The 16,432-nt window shown below is 60.3% G+C and carries 21 protein-coding genes and 2 pseudogenes; 15 read left to right on the top strand and 8 right to left on the bottom strand.

The window, feature by feature from the left end; all coding sequences use genetic code 11:
• Window positions 1-19: 19 nt before the first annotated feature.
• Window positions 20-1,891 carry an amidohydrolase gene (locus tag RE418_RS23770; protein ID WP_049203907.1) on the top strand — a complete coding sequence of 624 codons (1,872 nt, stop codon included), beginning with the start codon at window positions 20-22 and terminating at the stop codon, window positions 1,889-1,891.
• A 101-nt stretch (window positions 1,892-1,992) separates the two neighbouring features.
• Here RE418_RS23770 and RE418_RS23775 read toward each other — a convergent pair whose 3' ends face one another.
• The 3 genes from RE418_RS23775 to RE418_RS23785 all read right to left on the bottom strand — a co-directional run bounded on the left by RE418_RS23775 (window position 1,993) and on the right by RE418_RS23785 (window position 4,173).
• Window positions 1,993-3,123 carry a Gfo/Idh/MocA family protein gene (locus RE418_RS23775; protein ID WP_049203906.1) on the bottom strand — a complete coding sequence of 377 codons (1,131 nt, stop codon included), beginning with the start codon at window positions 3,121-3,123 and terminating at the stop codon, window positions 1,993-1,995.
• A 228-nt stretch (window positions 3,124-3,351) separates the two neighbouring features.
• Window positions 3,352-3,975, bottom strand: coding sequence for a glutathione S-transferase family protein (locus tag RE418_RS23780; RefSeq protein ID WP_049203905.1), 624 nt, complete (start codon window positions 3,973-3,975; stop codon window positions 3,352-3,354).
• Window positions 3,976-3,990: 15 nt separating this feature from the next.
• Complete coding sequence (locus RE418_RS23785) at window positions 3,991-4,173, bottom strand: DUF1127 domain-containing protein (RefSeq protein ID WP_016928567.1); 183 nt, start codon at window positions 4,171-4,173, stop codon at window positions 3,991-3,993.
• A gap of 180 nt (window positions 4,174-4,353) precedes the next feature.
• On the opposite strand from RE418_RS23785, the gene RE418_RS23790 reads away from it, so the two are divergent.
• From RE418_RS23790 to RE418_RS23800, 3 genes are all read left to right on the top strand, one after another.
• Window positions 4,354-5,790, top strand: coding sequence for a PLP-dependent aminotransferase family protein (locus tag RE418_RS23790; protein ID WP_060447571.1), 1,437 nt, complete (start codon window positions 4,354-4,356; stop codon window positions 5,788-5,790).
• Window positions 5,791-5,871: 81 nt separating this feature from the next.
• Window positions 5,872-6,897 (top strand): AraC family transcriptional regulator, encoded by a 1,026-nt coding sequence (locus tag RE418_RS23795; protein WP_025302032.1) that lies wholly within the window; start codon window positions 5,872-5,874, stop codon window positions 6,895-6,897.
• Window positions 6,894-7,559, top strand: coding sequence for an epimerase (locus RE418_RS23800; protein ID WP_060447572.1), 666 nt, complete (start codon window positions 6,894-6,896; stop codon window positions 7,557-7,559). Before RE418_RS23795 ends, RE418_RS23800 begins: the two co-directional genes overlap by 4 nt.
• A 10-nt stretch (window positions 7,560-7,569) precedes the next feature.
• Here the strand turns inward: RE418_RS23800 and RE418_RS23805 are convergent, their stop codons facing one another.
• Window positions 7,570-7,992, bottom strand: a complete 423-nt coding sequence (locus tag RE418_RS23805) for an NUDIX hydrolase (protein ID WP_049203903.1) — start codon at window positions 7,990-7,992, stop codon at window positions 7,570-7,572.
• A gap of 106 nt (window positions 7,993-8,098) precedes the next feature.
• On the opposite strand from RE418_RS23805, the gene sseA reads away from it, so the two are divergent.
• Complete coding sequence (sseA, locus tag RE418_RS23810) at window positions 8,099-8,944, top strand: 3-mercaptopyruvate sulfurtransferase (protein ID WP_049203902.1); 846 nt, start codon at window positions 8,099-8,101, stop codon at window positions 8,942-8,944.
• Here sseA and RE418_RS23815 read toward each other — a convergent pair.
• Complete coding sequence (locus RE418_RS23815) at window positions 8,941-9,810, bottom strand: LysR substrate-binding domain-containing protein (protein ID WP_025302028.1); 870 nt, start codon at window positions 9,808-9,810, stop codon at window positions 8,941-8,943. The two genes, sseA and RE418_RS23815, sit on opposite strands and share 4 nt — an antisense overlap.
• Before the next feature lie 105 nt (window positions 9,811-9,915).
• On the opposite strand from RE418_RS23815, the pseudogene RE418_RS23820 reads away from it, so the two are divergent.
• The 3 genes and pseudogenes from RE418_RS23820 to RE418_RS23830 form a co-directional block, all read left to right on the top strand.
• Window positions 9,916-10,068, top strand: a pseudogene (locus RE418_RS23820) (DUF4865 family protein); the annotation flags it as partial.
• 395 nt (window positions 10,069-10,463) lie between these two features.
• Window positions 10,464-10,670 carry a hypothetical protein gene (locus RE418_RS23825; protein ID WP_399675630.1) on the top strand — a complete coding sequence of 69 codons (207 nt, stop codon included), beginning with the start codon at window positions 10,464-10,466 and terminating at the stop codon, window positions 10,668-10,670.
• A gap of 15 nt (window positions 10,671-10,685) precedes the next feature.
• Window positions 10,686-10,973 (top strand): colicin Z C-terminal domain-related protein, encoded by a 288-nt coding sequence (locus tag RE418_RS23830; protein ID WP_072269807.1) that lies wholly within the window; start codon window positions 10,686-10,688, stop codon window positions 10,971-10,973.
• A 45-nt stretch (window positions 10,974-11,018) separates the two neighbouring features.
• Here RE418_RS23830 and RE418_RS23835 read toward each other — a convergent pair whose 3' ends face one another.
• Entirely contained in the window at window positions 11,019-11,417 is a 399-nt protein-coding gene (locus RE418_RS23835) for a hypothetical protein (RefSeq protein WP_049203899.1), read from the bottom strand.
• Window positions 11,418-11,704: 287 nt separating this feature from the next.
• On the opposite strand from RE418_RS23835, the pseudogene RE418_RS23840 reads away from it, so the two are divergent.
• The 5 genes and pseudogenes from RE418_RS23840 to RE418_RS23860 all read left to right on the top strand — a co-directional run.
• Window positions 11,705-12,013 (top strand): annotated as a pseudogene (locus tag RE418_RS23840) (DUF4865 family protein); the annotation flags it as partial.
• A gap of 76 nt (window positions 12,014-12,089) precedes the next feature.
• Window positions 12,090-13,325 (top strand): FAD-dependent oxidoreductase, encoded by a 1,236-nt coding sequence (locus RE418_RS23845; RefSeq protein WP_060432678.1) that lies wholly within the window; start codon window positions 12,090-12,092, stop codon window positions 13,323-13,325.
• A gap of 68 nt (window positions 13,326-13,393) precedes the next feature.
• Entirely contained in the window at window positions 13,394-13,654 is a 261-nt protein-coding gene (locus RE418_RS23850; protein WP_016928576.1) for a type II toxin-antitoxin system Phd/YefM family antitoxin, read from the top strand.
• Between the two features lies 1 nt (window position 13,655).
• Window positions 13,656-13,961 carry a type II toxin-antitoxin system RelE/ParE family toxin gene (locus RE418_RS23855; protein ID WP_028127915.1) on the top strand — a complete coding sequence of 102 codons (306 nt, stop codon included), beginning with the start codon at window positions 13,656-13,658 and terminating at the stop codon, window positions 13,959-13,961.
• Between the two features lie 24 nt (window positions 13,962-13,985).
• Window positions 13,986-14,498 (top strand): GNAT family N-acetyltransferase, encoded by a 513-nt coding sequence (locus RE418_RS23860; RefSeq protein ID WP_089180672.1) that lies wholly within the window; start codon window positions 13,986-13,988, stop codon window positions 14,496-14,498.
• Window positions 14,499-14,520: 22 nt separating this feature from the next.
• On the opposite strand, the gene RE418_RS23865 is transcribed toward RE418_RS23860, so the two are convergent.
• Window positions 14,521-15,033, bottom strand: a complete 513-nt coding sequence (locus RE418_RS23865; protein ID WP_043136947.1) for a DUF2165 family protein — start codon at window positions 15,031-15,033, stop codon at window positions 14,521-14,523.
• Window positions 15,034-15,167: 134 nt separating this feature from the next.
• Here RE418_RS23865 and RE418_RS23870 point away from each other — a divergent pair, with 134 nt between their 5' ends.
• Both RE418_RS23870 and RE418_RS23875 read left to right on the top strand, forming a co-directional pair.
• Complete coding sequence (locus RE418_RS23870) at window positions 15,168-15,431, top strand: type II toxin-antitoxin system ParD family antitoxin (protein ID WP_049203895.1); 264 nt, start codon at window positions 15,168-15,170, stop codon at window positions 15,429-15,431.
• A 26-nt stretch (window positions 15,432-15,457) separates the two neighbouring features.
• Window positions 15,458-15,715: a type II toxin-antitoxin system RelE/ParE family toxin gene (locus RE418_RS23875; protein ID WP_233497028.1), complete on the top strand. Its 258-nt coding sequence runs from the start codon at window positions 15,458-15,460 to the stop codon at window positions 15,713-15,715.
• Between the two features lie 7 nt (window positions 15,716-15,722).
• Here RE418_RS23875 and urtE read toward each other — a convergent pair whose 3' ends face one another.
• Window positions 15,723-16,421 carry an urea ABC transporter ATP-binding subunit UrtE gene (gene urtE / locus RE418_RS23880; RefSeq protein ID WP_089180671.1) on the bottom strand — a complete coding sequence of 233 codons (699 nt, stop codon included), beginning with the start codon at window positions 16,419-16,421 and terminating at the stop codon, window positions 15,723-15,725.
• Between the last annotated feature and the right edge of the window lie 11 nt (window positions 16,422-16,432).

Genomic DNA, 16,432 nt, shown 5'->3' on the forward strand with positions numbered 1-16,432 from the left:
GGTTCGCCGGGAGAATGTTATGAACCACCACGCTTCATTGATCATCACCAACGGCAAGTTTCACACCGTCGATCGCCAAAATCCTACCGCACAGGCGGTCGCCATCCGCGACGGCAAGTTTCTGGCGGTCGGCAGCGAAGGCGAAGTCATGCAGCACGCCGGGCCGGAAACCCAGGTGATCGACCTGCATGGCCACACCGCCATTCCGGGCCTGAACGACTCGCACCTGCACCTGATCCGCGGCGGCCTGAACTACAACCTGGAGCTGCGCTGGGAAGGCGTGCCTTCGCTGGCCGACGCGCTGCGCATGTTAAAAGAGCAGGCGCTGCGCACGCCGAGCCCGCAATGGGTGCGGGTGGTCGGCGGCTGGACCGAATTCCAGTTTGCCGAACGCCGCATGCCAACGCTGGACGAAATCAACCAGGCGGCGCCGGACACGCCGGTATTTATTCTGCATCTCTACGATCGCGCGCTGCTCAACCGCGCGGCGCTGAAGGTGGTCGGCTACACCAAAGACACGCCGAACCCACCGGGCGGCGAGATCCAGCGCGACGCCAACGGCAACCCGACCGGCATGCTGATCGCCAAACCCAACGCCATGATCCTGTACGCCACGCTGGCGAAAGGGCCGAAGCTGCCGCTGGAACAGCAGGTCAACTCCACCCGCCAGTTCATGCGTGAGCTGAACCGCCTCGGCCTCACCAGCGCCATCGACGCCGGCGGCGGTTTCCAGAACTACCCGGAGGATTATCAGGTGATCGCCGAGCTGCACGAGAAAAAGCAGCTGACCATCCGTATCGCCTATAACCTGTTCACCCAACGGCCGAAGCAGGAACTGGAAGACTTCGAGCTGTGGACTGATATGCTCAAGCCAGGCCAGGGCACCGATTTCTATCGCCACAACGGCGCCGGCGAGATGCTGGTGTTTTCCGCCGCCGACTTCGAAGACTTCCTGCAGCCGCGCCCGGATCTGCCGCCGGGCACCGAAGACGAGCTGGAGCGGGTGGTGCGCCATTTGGTCGAGCACCGCTGGCCGTTCCGCCTGCACGCCACCTATGACGAGTCCATCAGCCGCATGCTGGACGTGTTCGAGAAGGTGAACCGCGACATTCCGTTCAACGGGCTGCACTGGCTATTCGACCACGCCGAAACCATTACCGAACGCAATATCGAACGGGTCAAGGCGCTGGGCGGCGGCATTGCGGTGCAGCATCGCATGGCGTTCCAGGGCGAATATTTCGCCGATCGCTACGGCATCGAAGCCACCAAACATACGCCGCCGGTAGCGAAAATGCTGGCGGCTGAGCTGCCGGTCGGGCTGGGCACCGACGCCACCCGCGTCGCCAGCTACAACCCGTGGACGGCGCTGTACTGGCTGGTCTCCGGCCGCACCGTCGGCGGCATGGCGATGTACGACGACAGCGCCCGTCTGGATCGCGAAACGGCGCTGATGCTGTGGACGCAAGGGAGCGCCTGGTTCTCCACCGAACAGGGCAAGAAAGGCCAGATCAAGGTCGGTCAGTTGGCGGATATGGCGGTGCTGTCGCAGGACTATTTCAGCGTGCCGGAAGAGCAGATCAAAGGCATCGAGTCGGTGATGACGGTGGTGGATGGCAAAGTGGTCTACGCCGCTGGCAGCTTCTCGCCGCTGGCGCCACCGCCGCTGCCGGTGCTGCCGGAGTGGTCACCGGTCACCCAAGTGCCGGGCCATTACCGCTCCGCGCCGCCGTCGGCGGCAGCTCGCGTCGGGGTCGTGAGCCAGGCGCACCAATGCTGCGGCCCGTGCGGCGTACACGCGCATCAGCATGACATTGCGCGCCGCTCCAGCATCCCGGTGTCGGACGAGAATGCCTTCTGGGGCGCGTTCGGCTGTTCGTGCTTCTCGTTCTAAGTTGCCAGCCCAGCAACTTATTACGTAACTAGCTTAATAAGATACTAAGTTAGTAAAGTAGCAAATTAATGGCGCTGTCCGCGGAGAGCGCCATTTTATTGTCAATCGCGGTTGATCTCCAGCCAGCACCGCTGCTCGGCGGAGGCGGCTATCGCATCCAGCACGCAAGACACCTTCCAGCCTTCTTCAAAGTCCGGCCACATGCGATCGCCCGCGGCGATGCCGTTGACCAGATCGCGGATCTCCACCGTCTTCTGATCGTTAAAACCAATGCCGTGCCCGGCGCTGATGCAAAACGCCGCATAGTCCGGGTGCTTCGGCCCCACCAGCAGCGTCTTGAACCCCTGCCGCTCCACCGGTTCATCGTGCCGATACAGCTTCAGCTCCGCCATCCGTTCCTGGGTATAGCTCAGCGTGCCTTTAGTGCCGGTGACCACATAGGTCAGCCCCATCTTGCGCCCGCAGGCGATGCGCGACGTTTCGATCGTGCCCATCGCCCCGCCGGCGAAACGCAGCAGTGCACTGGCCTGATCTTCGTTTTCCACCGGCAGCAGGCGCGCCGGGTCTTGCGGGTCCGGGCGCTGCTTGATCACGGTCTGCATATCGCCAGAGACCGCCACGATATCGCCCACCAGGTAGTGCGCCATATTGACGATATGCGCCGCCAGATCCCCCAACGCGCCCAGCCCGGCGCTGGCGCGGCGGCAGTGCCAGTCGATCGGCGTGCGCGGGTCGGCCAGGTAATCCTCATTGTGGGTGCCGTAAAAATGCACCACCTCGCCGATTTCGCCGTTGGCGATGATCTCGCGCGCCAGCTGGCTGGTCGGGTTCTTCATGTAGTTGAAACCGACCAGCGTTTTCACGCCCTTGGCGCGGGCGGCCTGCACCATCTCCGCCGCGTCGGCGGCGTCCAGCGCCAGCGGTTTTTCCGAATATACGTGCTTGCCGTGGCGGATCGCCGCCAGCGCCATCTCTTTGTGCAAGAAATTAGGGGCGCAGATGTCTACCACGTCGATCGCCGGATCGGCCACCAGCTGCCGCCAGTCGCCGGTCGAACGCGCAAAGCCGAACTCGGCCGCGCGCTGCGCCGCCAGCTCGGGCGTCACCTCCGCCAGCATCTCCAGCACCAGATCCCCTTTAAGGGGAAATACCGTGGGGGCCTGCGCATAGGCGATAGCGTGACAACGCCCGATATAGCCGGTGCCGATTAACCCAACGCGTACCTGTTTCATCATTTTCTCCCGTGACCGAAATTCTGTGTAGAACCAGGCGCGGCTCAATGAAACGCGCCGATTGATAACGGGTTTATATGGAATATAAATTTCAATAACAAGCACGCGGGAAAATAAAGTTCATATTCGTGATGCCGTTCATGAAACGTTGACGGGATGATGCAATGAGGAAAGCCCGGACGCGGCTGGTCGTATCCGGACGGGATAAAATGAACCATTTATTTCATATTACGGCAAACCGTTGGCACCGTGTTGCACGTAGCCAGGGCGTTGCAGCAGGCGCTGCTGATAGGCCGCCAGCGCCGCATAATTCGGCCGCTCGAACGGCGTCATCAGCCAGCGGTTCAGCGACAGCCCCAGCACCACGTCCGCCAGCGTGAAGGTGCCGCCGGCGGCATAAGGGCCGTGCTGCGCCAAATGCCTGTCCAGCAGCCCCATCAGCCGATTCCACTCGCGTTCGGCGGCGGCCAGGCTGGCGGCATCCTGGTAATCCGCATGCCCGCGCACGCGCGACATGAACACATAGCGCCAGGCGCCGTTCAGATCGGTGGCCTGCCAGTCCATCCACATCTCCACCGCCGCGCGCGCGCCGGGTTCCTGCGGCAGCAGATCGCGGCGCCCTTCCCGCCCCACCAGATAGCGGCAAATGGTGTTCGACTCCCACAGCACCCGCTCGCCGTCAATCAGCACCGGCACCAGGCCGTTGGGATTCAGCGCCAGAAACGCCGGCTCCTGCGTGGAGCGAAAGCCGCTGCCCCAGTCTTCCCGTTCCAGCGTCAGCCCCAGCTCCTGACAGGTCCATAACACTTTGCGCACGTTGATTGATGAAGCCTTGCCCAAGACTCTCAGCATCGGTTTTCCTCTTATCTATTCTTTCCAGAAAGGTTTACATCCTTCACGCAGCGCTTCTGCACGCGACAAACCAATATCGATCAGCCGCGCATCGTCCAGCAATAATAATTCTTTTCGCGTCCTGTAGCGTTGCAGATACAGACGCCAGCGTGACCCACCGAATGAGCGCCGCCGCGGCGCGCCAGTAAACAGAGCCATCTTGTTATTCTCCCTGATGTTTTCGCGTTGCAGTCATCATGCTCGCCGAGAGAAAAACAATACAGATTCACGCTGGCGCTATTTTTTTCATACAGCTGCACCAAAAAACCCACTGAATGGTTTACTTTGAAAGCATCTGTACCGGTTTTTTAATTCTTACCGCCGATGAGAGGCCTCTGTATGACACGCTACGCCACGCTGGCCGCCATTCTCAGCCAACGCATTCAGCAAGGGTTGTATCCGGCCGGCCATCGCCTGCCTTCGGTGCGCGCATTGAGCCAGGAGCACGGCGTCAGCATCAGCACGGTGCAGCAAGCCTACCGGCTGCTCGAGGAACAGCGCCTGGTGGAAGCGCGGCCGAAGTCGGGCTACTTCGTGCATACGCGGCGCGCGCAGGCCGAGCTGCCCGCTATGACGGCACCGGTGCAGCGGCCGGTGGACATTTCGCAATGGGAGCAGGTGCTGGAGCTGGTGCGCAACCGGCCGCACGAAGGCCTGATCCAACTGGGGCGCGGCATGCCGGACGTCGCCGAGCCGACGATGAAACCGCTGATTGTCGCCCTGCGCAACGCCGCCCGCCACGGCGACCTGCGCAGCCTTTATTACGACAGCATTCAGGGCGTGACCGCGCTGCGTGAACAGGTCGCTCGTCTGCTGCTGGATTCCGGCTGCCATATCGGTGCCGATCAGTTGCTGATCACCACCGGTTGCCAGGAAGCGATCTCCGCCGGGCTGCGCGCCGTTTGCCAACCCGGCGACATCGTGGCGGTCGATTCCCCCTGCTTCCACGGCACCATGCAAACGCTGAAGGGATTGGGCATCAAAGCGCTGGAAATCCCCACCGATCCGCTCACCGGCGTCAGCCTGGCCGCGCTGGAGATGGCCCTTGAACAGTGGCCGATCAAGGCCATTCTGCTGACGCCCAACTGCAACAACCCGCTGGGCTACATCATGCCCGACGCCCATAAACAGCGGCTGCTGACGCTGGCGCAACGCCACGATGCGGCGATCATCGAGGATGACGTTTACGGCGACATCGCCTATCACTACCCGCGGCCGCGCACCATCAAGTCGTTCGACGACGACGGCCGCGTGCTGCTGTGTAGCTCGTTTTCCAAAACGCTGGCGCCGGGGCTGCGCGTGGGCTGGATCGCGCCCGGCCGCTATCTGGAGCGGGTGCTACACATGAAGTTCATCGGCTCCGGCGCCACCGCCACCCAGCCGCAGCTGGCGATCGCCGAATTTATCCGCAGCGGGCACTATCTGCAGCACCTGCGGCGCATGCGCGCCCGCTACCAGCAGAACCGCGATCGCATGACCGATTTGATCCTGAAACACTTCCCGGTCGGCACCCGCGTCAGCCGGCCGCGCGGCGGTTTTATGCTGTGGATCGAATTGGACGAAGCGTTCGATACCCTGCGGCTGAACCGCCATCTCGAGCAGCAAGGCGTACAAATCGCCGTCGGCAGCATTTTTTCCGCCGCCGGCAAGTACCGCAACTGTCTGCGCATCAACTATGCGCCGACGCTGACGACGGAGATCGAACAGGCGGTACAACGGGTCGGCGCCACCATCCAGGCGCTGATGCCAACCGACAGTTTGGCGCAATCGGATTAAATCTTGACGCGATCGGATTATCGGCGCACGGACAGGCTGTTTTAGAGTAATGCCTTCTCTTACCACTGGCAGGCAACAACCATGAGCAGCGATCAAATTCCGGTTTCCAACGCGTTGGCGGTGCGCCTCGCGGCGCAAGGCGTCGATCTCGAACGGGTCGGTCAGTTAGCCGGCTTGCCCGCCGGGCTGCTCAGCGAGCGGCGCGTAAAAGTGCGGTTGACCACCCACCAGTTCTTCGCCGTCTGGCGCGCCCTCGCCCAACTGAGCGACGATCCCGCCTTTGGTCTGCGGCTGGGCGGCGACGTCGCGCCGGAGCATTACGATATCGCGTCAGTCGCCGCACTGCACTCCGCCACGATGGGCGAGGCCCTGCGTAAAGTCGCGCGCTACAAACGGTTGGTGTGCCCGGAAGAACTGATGCTGGAGGAAGATGGCGACAGCGTTCGGCTGCATACGCGTTGGACGATGATCGAGGACCATACGCCGGAATTGCTGATAGACACCATGTTCGCCTCTATCACCACCCTGTGCCGCCGTGGCACCGGTTTACCGCTGCAGCCCAAGGCGCTTGAGGTGACCCGCCGTCGCGATCCCCACTCACCGCTGCTGCGCCACTTCGGCTGCCCGGTGCGATTCGACGCGCCGCTGGACGTGCTGGTATTTGACCGTGCGCTGATGCAGCAGCCGCTCATCACCCACGACCAGGACATGCTGGCGCTGCTGCTGCCGGAGCTGGAGGCCGAGTTGGCCGAAGCGCGCGCCGAGCAAGACTTGCCCACACAGGTGATGACGATCCTCGGCCGCAGCATGCGCGGCCAGCGCCCCAGCGTCAACAGCGTGGCCGCGGAGCTCTATCTCAGCCCGCGCACGCTGCAGCGCCGTCTGCAACGGCACGGCTACAGCTACCAGCAGCTGCTGGACAAAACTCGCCATCGTACCGCCTGCCGCTTGTTGGCGGATACCGATCTCGAGCCGGGCGAAATCGCCTTTGTGCTGGGATTCGAAGAGCTGAACTCGTTCAGCCGCGCCTTTATTCAGTGGGAAGCGCTGACGCCCAGCCGCTGGCGCACTCAGCGTGCAGCCGACCATCGGGAGGACAGAGCATGAAAGTGATTATCTTCGGCGCCAGCGGCATGGTGGGCCAGGGCGCGCTGCGAGAATGCCTGCGCGATCCGCGGGTCAGCAAAGTGCTCAGCATCGGCCGGCGCCCGTTGGCGCAGAGCCACGCCAAACTGCGCCAGCTCTCCCTGCCCGACCTGCGTGACCTGTCGGCGCTGGAGCCGCAGCTCGCCGGCTACGACGCCTGTTTCTTCTGTCTGGGGATTTCGTCCGCCGGCCTGAGCGAAGCCGAGTATCGCTCGGTAACTTACGACCTGACGCTGGCCGCGGCTCGCCCGTTGGCGACGCTGAACCCGACGATGGTCTTCATCTACGTTTCCGGCGTCGGCACCGACAGCAGCGAACGCGGCCGCAGCATGTGGGCCAGGGTCAAGGGCGCCACCGAAAACGCGCTGCTGGCGCTGCCGTTCCACGCGGTGATGTTCCGCCCCGGCGCCATTGTGCCGCTGCACGGCATTCGCTCCAAAGTCCGTACATACGATCTGATTTATCGGCTGTTCAAACCGCTGTGGCTCGGCGCATTGCGGCTGTTTCCCTCGCAGGTGAGCAGCACCGAACGAATCGGGCTGGCGATGCTGGCGGTGGCGCGCCGGGAAACCGCCTTGCGCATCCTGGAGCCGCCGCAGATCAATCAACTGGCGACGCGCTGAAATACCGTCATCAACCGCGCCGCCGCCAATACGCCGCCACCCGGCGGCGCAGATGCTCGATGCCCTGCGGATGCTCAATAAACTGCGCCACCGGCATCATCCGCCAGCGCTGGCCTTCGTCGCCAAAGCGAATGGCGGCGATCTGCGCCGGGGCGATCTCGCCGGCCATAAACCAGGTCGGCGGGGAGCCGGGCAGAACGCCATCGTAGCGCCGCCGCCAGACAACCTGACATTCCGCGATCGTCACGCCGAACTCTTCCTGCGTTTCCCGCTGCACGCACTGCAGCGGCGTTTCGCCGTTTTCCCGCCCGCCGCCAGGCAGATCCCATTGACCGGGCCATGGAATGCCCGGCTTGTCGTCCCGTTGGTAAACCAGCAAGCGATCGTCGCACAGCAGCGCGATCTTGGCCCCGCCAAACGCCTCGTCCGTCATGATTTCTCCGCTCCCGGCCCATCGCCTTTGACCGAACATCATACTTCATCCCCGCGCGGCCTGGTGTATAGTGAAAATCCGTTTTCACAACAGGCGAACAATAACGATGAACTCTCCGTTTCTGGTGACTCCCCAATGGCTTGCGCAACATATCAACGATGAAAATCTGGTGGTGATCGACGTTCGGATGTCGCCGGTGGGGCTAACGCCGAAAAAGGACATGCTTGCCGAGTTCGAACGCGGCCATATCCCCGGCGCGGTCTATTTTGATATCGACGACGTGGCGGACAAAAACACCGCGCTGCCGCACATGCTGCCGACGGCGGCGGAGTTTGGCGCGGCGGTGGGCAAACTGGGCATCAGCGAGCGCGATACCCTGGTGATTTACGACGAGGGCAACCAGTTCTCCGCACCGCGCGGCTGGTGGACCTTCCGCAATTTCGGCGCCGAGCATGTTTACGTACTGGACGAAGGGCTGAACGGCTGGACCGCGCTGGGGCAAGCGCTGGCAACCGGCCCGGCGCAGCCTGCCCCGCAGACGTTCAACGCCCGGTTCAACGCCGACGCGGTGGTGGATATGCGGCAAGTGGAACAGGCGCTAGGCACGCCGGTGCAAATTCTCGACGCGCGCGCCGCGCCGCGTTTCCATGCCGAAGCGCCGGAGCCGCGTCCCGGCCTGCACCGCGGCCACATTCCGGGCAGCATCAACGTTCCGTACGGCGAGCTGCTGGAGAACGGCCGTTTCAAATCGCTGGAGGCACTGCGCCAAACCTTCAGCGACAAGGGGGTGGACATCAACGGCCCGATCATCACCAGCTGCGGCTCCGGCGTGACGGCGGCGGTGCTGGCGTTTGGCTTGTTGTCGCTCGGCGCGCCGCAGGTCAAGCTGTATGACGGTGCCTGGAGCGAATGGGGCCAGCTGAGCGGCAAGCAGCCAATCGCCCAAGATTAGGTTTCGATCCGCTCGACCACGATCTGCGCCAGCCGCTGCACGGCGGCCGAAGGCTGATCCTCGGCGCGGTGCAGCACCACGCCGAGTTGGCCAAGAGCGGGCAGCAGATCGGGGGCCAGCGGTGACAGGCCGGGCGGTAAGCCCGCCGCCGTGCGCACCGTGACGCCCAACCCGGCGCTCACCGCCGCCCAAACGCCATTCAGGCTGCGGCTGGTAAAGGCGATGCGCCAGGGAATACCGGCGCGATCCAGCGCCTGCGTCGCCGCGCTGCGCATCAGACAGGGCGCGTCGAACATCACCAACGGCAAGGGCTCATCCCCTTCTCGCCACGGCGCCAGCGCGAAGCCGGGCGAGGCGATCCAGTGCAGCTGCCGCTGCCCCAGCGCCTGATGAAACGGCGTGCTCAAACCGCCATCCCACGCCAGCGACAGGTCCAGCTGGCCTTTCAGCACCCAGTCGATCAGCTCGGCATTGCGGGCGATGCGCGCCTCGATGCGCACCTTCGGATTGGCGCGCGCGAAGCTGCCCAACACCTGCGGCAGAAACGTCTCGCCGAAATCCTCCTGCAACCCCAGCCGCACCGTGCCCTGCAGATCCAACCCGCGCACCGCGGCGGCGGCTTCGTCATTGAGCTCCAGCAGACGGCGCGCGTAGCCGAGCAGGGTTTCCCCCGCCTCGGTCATCACCATGCCGCGCCCGGCCTTGCGCAGGATCGGCGCGCCGACCTGCTGTTCCAGCTTTTTCAGGTGGGCGCTGACCGCCGACGTCGAACGCCCCAGCCGTTCAGCCGCCTTGGCGAAGCTGCCCAGCTCGACGCCGGTGACGAAGCTGCGCAAATCCTCGAGATCGAACGTTATTCGCCCCATGCTGACCATCCTGATTTTCTGAACCATCAATCAAAATAATACCGATTTTACTGATAAAGATGGCGTGTCACGCTCTCCCGGTCAATGTCTTTCAGGAGAATCCTTATGCTCGCGATGCAATACCGTTTCACCCTGCCCGCCGATTACGACATGGCGATCGTCCGCCGCCGCATCGCCGATGTCGGCCATCGGCTCGACGCCTGCCCGCAGCTGATCGTCAAAGCGTATCTGTACGCACAGCGCAGCGAAGGCAGCGCCACTGCGAGGCGTGCATGCCACCAACCGGTTGTCAGACAAGCGCCATCTGATGGAGAAAAAAGATGACTGCAGCTGTCAGCATTGGATAAATGTGCCTGAAAAATGGTTTTTAGGTTAAAAAACACATCGAAACTGGCATTTTCATACATTATGTATCGTTAGTTCACGCCAGCCGCGGATAGGTCACGCTACGTTTCATGGTTAGAAACCCCAAAAAGTCGATTGACCTTCTTAATCATCAAGAATGCTATGCTGACCTAATTTATAAGTTTTACTACACTTTCTGAGTCGACCTGTAATGCTCAGGTTGTGCCATCTCTGACAAGGTCTATATAAGGTGATAACAATAGTTATTTATCTTAAATTCAGTTCCTCTATTAAAGGCAGGAGGTACTATGGAAAACGAAAATTCAGTTTTAACACAACGCATTCTCTTTTCTTATAAAAATGAGAATGGCACCGAAATTAGTTGCCAGTCAGATATTGTTGCAACAAAAGAACAAGTACTAGACTATTTCTTCAAGGCTTTTGAAGGTGCCGATGTTTCAATTATAGATGTATCTAATGACAAACAATGGCAACAGCACTCACATGAACATTAATTAATTGGAGGTATTATGATTTCTCAAAACGTCTGGGCACCGCCAGGTGCCTTTGGACCCTGGGTTAATCTTGAAAGTCATATTGGTGATATAGCATACACTGTTTACTTTGAGTCTATCTCTCAACTTGAAGGTCCCTTTGTGGCATTTATTTGGTATGCGCCAAACGGCCCTAAAACAGTGACGGTTATTGGCCCTGCATCGTTTCAAATTGCCTGTCGAGGCGCTGGGCAAGATAAAATCAAATTTAAGAGCATTAGCGGGACGGGACAAGGTGTTCACGTTTATACTAATTTAGCTTGATATCATAAAGCAACCTTATTATAAATAAGGTTGCTATTCTATACCTTATTGGTCGTAAGCACTGAGTATGTCGATAGCGAGTTCTTTGTTGGTGACAGACTGATAATATCCGTTGCCAACATCTATTTTAGAATGAATTCTTACAGGAGATGTTACTGGTGTTTCGTTAAAATAAACGGAAACATCCTTACCCTCGTTGCTGTTTATCAAATTGTTTAACTTTTTCTTACACTGGTCATTGTCACTCAAATTTATAATCACACCGGTTTGATTAGTCTTTTTATTATCTTGTAACTTTGCTGTGGCGACACATTTATGACTTAGGGTAAAACTATCCTGCCCAACTACATACTTTAGCTGATCTTTTTCTTTGTAACTTGAGCAGCCTAATAATAACAATGCAGGTACGCTTAACAATAAGGACTTCGTCTTAAATCTTTTCATATCAACTCCTTTTGTGGGGGCTTAGCGTTAGAATAAGCTACAATCTTATTGTAGTACGTTAATAAGTTCGATGCATCTCAATGTTCTCCTTATAACCTACATAAATCAACATACGGTCATCTGACATATTTTATAAATGTTCTTACATTCCCACCTCCGCACTGAGCCAGAAATTATCAAAATTCTATAAAGAATTATCTGCTGGTGCTGGCCACCCCCTGCCTTTAATGATTAAAAAGCGAGCTGCCGTCTACCCTGTGCATGTTGATTCAGGTACTGGCGACGTTTGGCCGCGCGTCAATCACTGGCTGACGCATTTCGATCGCCCTCATTTGGCCGAGGCCGCCTGGGCGACCTGTCAGGAGCAGGTTATCGCCCCCTACAGCGATCTGCCTGCGCTGCGGCGGCAACAGCAGGCGGCACCCGGCGCGCTGGCCTCCATCGTGGCGTTCGATCCCGCCGAGTGGCGATTAGTGCGGCTGGATGTCTGGCGTGCCCCCCCGCAGGCACGGCCGCAAAACCGCCAACTGTTCCGCGTCGGCCATCTGTCTGCCCCCTTTGACCACACTGCGCCGCGGGTTGACAGCCAAACTTGATATTGATAATCATTATCAACATTAAACATTCACTTGCGGCTCGCGGGATGCGGGCCGCTCTCCGGGGTCAACCGCCATGTCGTCATCACCGATCACACCTTACGCCACCACCTGCTGCATCGTGGGGGGCGGCCCCGCCGGGCTGATGCTCGGCTATCTGCTGGCGCGGGCGGGGATCGACGTGACGGTGCTGGAGAAGCACGCCGACTTCCTGCGCGATTTTCGCGGTGACACCATTCACCCATCGACGCTGGAAGTCATGCACCAACTGGGCCTGCTCGACGAACTGCTGACGTTGCCGCACCAGCGTGCGGAGTCTCTGCACGCCGAAGTCGCCGGGCGCGACATCAAGCTGGCGGATTTCACCCGCCTGCCGACGCGCTGCAAATTTATCGCCTTTATGCCGCAGTGGGAGTTCCTCAACTTTTTGGCCCAGCAGGCCGCCGCCTTCCCCAACTTCAGGCTGCTGACCTCAACGCAGGTTCACCAGCTGCTGTACGACCGCGGCCAGGTGTGCGGCGTGCTGGCCGACACGCCGGAAGGCCCGATCCGCGTGCGCAGCCAGTTGGTGATCGGCACCGACGGCCGCAACTCGGTGGTGCGCGAACAGGCGGCGCTCAGCAGCCGATCCTTCGGCGCGCCGCGCGACGTATTGTGGATGAAGCTCAGCAAGCAGCCGGGCGATCCGGCCTGGTCGATGGGCCACACCGGGCCGAAGCAAAACTTCATCATGATCGATCGCGGCGACTACTGGCAGTGCGGTTACTCGATCGACAAAGGCAGCTTCGATGCGATCCGCCACAGCGGGCTGGAGAAATTTTTACTGCACCTCGCCGAGGTAGCGCCATTCCAGGACGATCGCCTGCAGGAGATCGTCGAGTGGGATCAGGTCAAACTGCTGAGCATTCGCATCGATCGTCTGGATCGCTGGGCCAAACCGGGGGTGCTGTGCATCGGCGACGCCGCGCACGCCATGTCGCCGATCGGCGGTGTGGGCGTCAACCTGGCGATTCAGGACGCGGTGGCCGCCGCCAACGCCCTGATCCCGCCGCTGCGCCAGCATCGGCTGCAGCTGAAGCATCTGCTGAGCGTGCAGCGCCGGCGCGAATTCCCCACTCGCGCCATCCAGTTTTTGCAGATCAAAATGAGCCAGCGCAAGCCGGGCGAACGCCGCGCGGCGGGCGGCTCGCGCTTGATCGCCCGCGTCGGCAACAGCCGCTGGCTGCCGCGCCTGTTCGGCCGCATCATCGGCCTGGGTTTTCGCCGTGAAACACCGCGGCATCTGTCCAACGAAACCTGCCCGCCGGAATAGCATTGGTGATTTTTTCATCGCGCCGTATAATGGTTAAATCGAACGATTTAATTAACTGGAGCGATTAAATGTACGCACTCACCGCGAACGAGGCCAAAACCCAATTCGGCGATTTGCTGCTCAAGGCGCAGCGTGAACCGGTGCAAATCAACCGCAACGGCAAACCGGTCGCCGTCGTCATGTCTGTAGAAGATTACCAGGCGCTGGAAGATCTCAAATTAAGCGCACTGCAGCAAAAAATCGCGCAGGCTACCGCCGAGGAAGACGCCGGTAAGGCGGTAGACGGCGATGCCTTCTTCAACCGTCTGCTCACCGATGAAACAGACTGAGATGCCCGCGTTTCGCCTCACCCCGCAGGCCCAACAAGATCTGCTGGCTATTCGTCATTTCACCATCGAGCACTGGGGCCAAGCGCAATCTCGCCGCTATCTTGAGCAGTTGAGAGAGGTCATGCATCATTTGGCAGATATGCCGGAAGCGGGTAAAGCTCACTTCCACGATCTGGGCGAAGAGATACGCAGTTTTCCTTACGCCAGCCATAGGATCTACTACCGCAACCGCCCTGCCGGCATCACCGTTCTCGCCATTCTGCATCAGGCGATGGTGCCTCACCGGCATCTGGAACAACGGCTGTAATTTTTCTTACTCAAAGGGGCACTGATGTTCACCGTTCGTCAGGCATTGCTGGAAGATTTAACCCTGGTGCGCGATATCGGCATCCGCACCTACCGCGCCCACTTCGGTGAGCTGTGGCACTACCCGCACGAGCTGGAGGCCTTTTTGGCCGAGGATTTTTCCGTCTCCGCGCTGGAACAGACGCTGCGCGATCCCGACGTGTGCTGGCTGTTAGCCTATGCGGATGACGCCCTGGTCGGCTATGCACGCGTGAACTTCGACAGCCTGTTGGCCGCGACCCAACGGCGCGGCGCCGAACTGCAAAAGATCTACTTCCTGCCGGACTACGCCGGGCGCGGTTTCGGCCGACAATTTTTCGAACAGGTGCAGCGGCGGGCCGTCGAACGCCGTCAGCCCCTGCTGTGGCTGGAAGTGCTGAAACAGAACGCCGACGCCCAGCGCTTTTATCAGCGGCAAGGCCTGGCCGTATGCGGCGAGGCCCAATACACCAGCGAACAGGGTGCCATCGAACTTTGGACGATGAGCAAGGCGCTGTAACCGCGCCCCGCTCCGCCGTCGTTTAGCGCGGCTCCCGCTGCAGCATCAGGAACAGCAAGGCAAACGCATTGGGCGCCAGGTAGATCAGCGCCCCCAGCTGCACCGCCAGCGGATCCTTCTTGGCCTGCCAGGCCATAAACCAGTCGCCGGCGACTACCATAAAGCCGACGCCCCACACCGCAATTGCGCAAAGCGCCCCCAGCATCGCCCAGGCTTTGCCCTTGGCGAAGGCGGCGTAAGGGCCTTTCAATCGCCCGATCATCAGCACCACGCCTGCCGCCGCGAATAGACCGGCCAGCGTTTCCAGCGTGGTGATGACCGCCAACCCCAACATGCAGGCCCAGTCGGCGCTGATCGCGCGCCACATCAGCCCCGGCGTTTGATAGGTATCCTGCATGGCAAGCAGCGGCCCCACCGCATTGCGCGCGGTACCGGCGAAATCCGCCGTATTGTTCAACAGGCTGAACAGCCCCCACAGGGCCGGAAACAGAGACAGGACGATGCAACCGAGGCGTGACACAGTGATTTCGTTCATGGTTATCCTTAATGAATAAACGGGTGACTCCCGCCCTCATGACGGGACCGCTATTGAGATCCTGATAGTTTGACGTGCACAATGTAAGAACTAATCTTACAATGACGCAGCATAGCCGAAAGTGAGGAGGAACAATGGGCAGAACATTAACGGTAGATCTGGGTGACGAACTGCGTAGCTTCGTCGAAGACCTGGTGGCCAGCGGCGATTACCGCACGCCCAGTGAAGTCATCCGCGAATCGGTGCGCACTTTGCGCGAACGTACCGCCACCTCAAAGCTGGAAGAGCTTAGGCGCCTGATCGCCGAAGGAGAAAACAGCGGTGAGGCCGTTGAATGGGATCGTGATGTGTTCATGGAAAGAATACGGAGCAAAGCAAAAGGATGCGCAGGAGAGTAACCGTTCGTCCAAAAGCATTGGACGATATGGAAGAGATCTATTTTTACGGGTTGGCGCACTTTGGCTTACAGGTGGCCGAAGATTATCTGCGCCGCCTGCATCAGGCTTTCGATAACCTTAGCCACCACCAACTCGGCAGAAACATCGATGCAATCGGCCCCGGCCTATGGGTATTGCCCGTCGCCAACCACCTGATTTATTTTCGACAGCAGAGGCGGGAGGTGAATATCATCAGAGTGCTGCATCATTCCCGCGATCCGCTCAGCCAATCCTTTTTAAGCTGACCCAACGTCAAATCGCCACCAGCCCGCGTACGCCGTCCTGTTCCATGGCGCTGCCGGCGCCGCGCTGCACGATGCTGCCGCGCGACATCACCAGATAGCTGTCCGCCAGATCGGCGGCAAAGTCATAGAACTGTTCCACCAGCAGGATCGCCATATCGCCCTTCGCCGCCAGTTGCTTGATCACCGCGCCGATCTCCTTGATCACCGAAGGTTGGATCCCTTCCGTCGGCTCGTCGAGGATCAGCAGCTGCGGCCGGCAGGCCAGCGCCCGGCCGATCGCCAGCTGCTGCTGTTGCCCGCCGGAGAGATCGCCGCCGCGCCGATCCTTCATTTGCCGCAGCACCGGAAACAGTTCATAGATCGGATCCGGCACCGCGCGCGCGTCAGCGCCGGAAAAACGCGCCAGCCCCATCAGCAGATTTTCCTCCACCGTCAGGCGCGGGAAAATCTCCCGCCCCTGCGGCACATAGGCGATGCCCGCCTGCACCCGCTGATGCGGCTTTTTACCGGTGATGGTTTCGCCCCGCCAACGGACGCTGCCGCTACGCGCCGGGATCAGCCCCATCAGGCATTTCAGCAGCGTGGTCTTGCCCACGCCATTGCGCCCCAGCAGGCAGGTCACCTCGCCGATGCGCGCCTCGAACGACAGGCCGCGCAGAATGTGGCTGCCGCCGTAATACTGATTCAATTCCTCTACCTGCAGCATGATTACGCCTC

Source organism: Serratia sp. szju, from assembly GCF_044594185.1.
Classification (GTDB): Bacteria; Pseudomonadota; Gammaproteobacteria; order Enterobacterales; family Enterobacteriaceae; genus Serratia; species Serratia bockelmannii.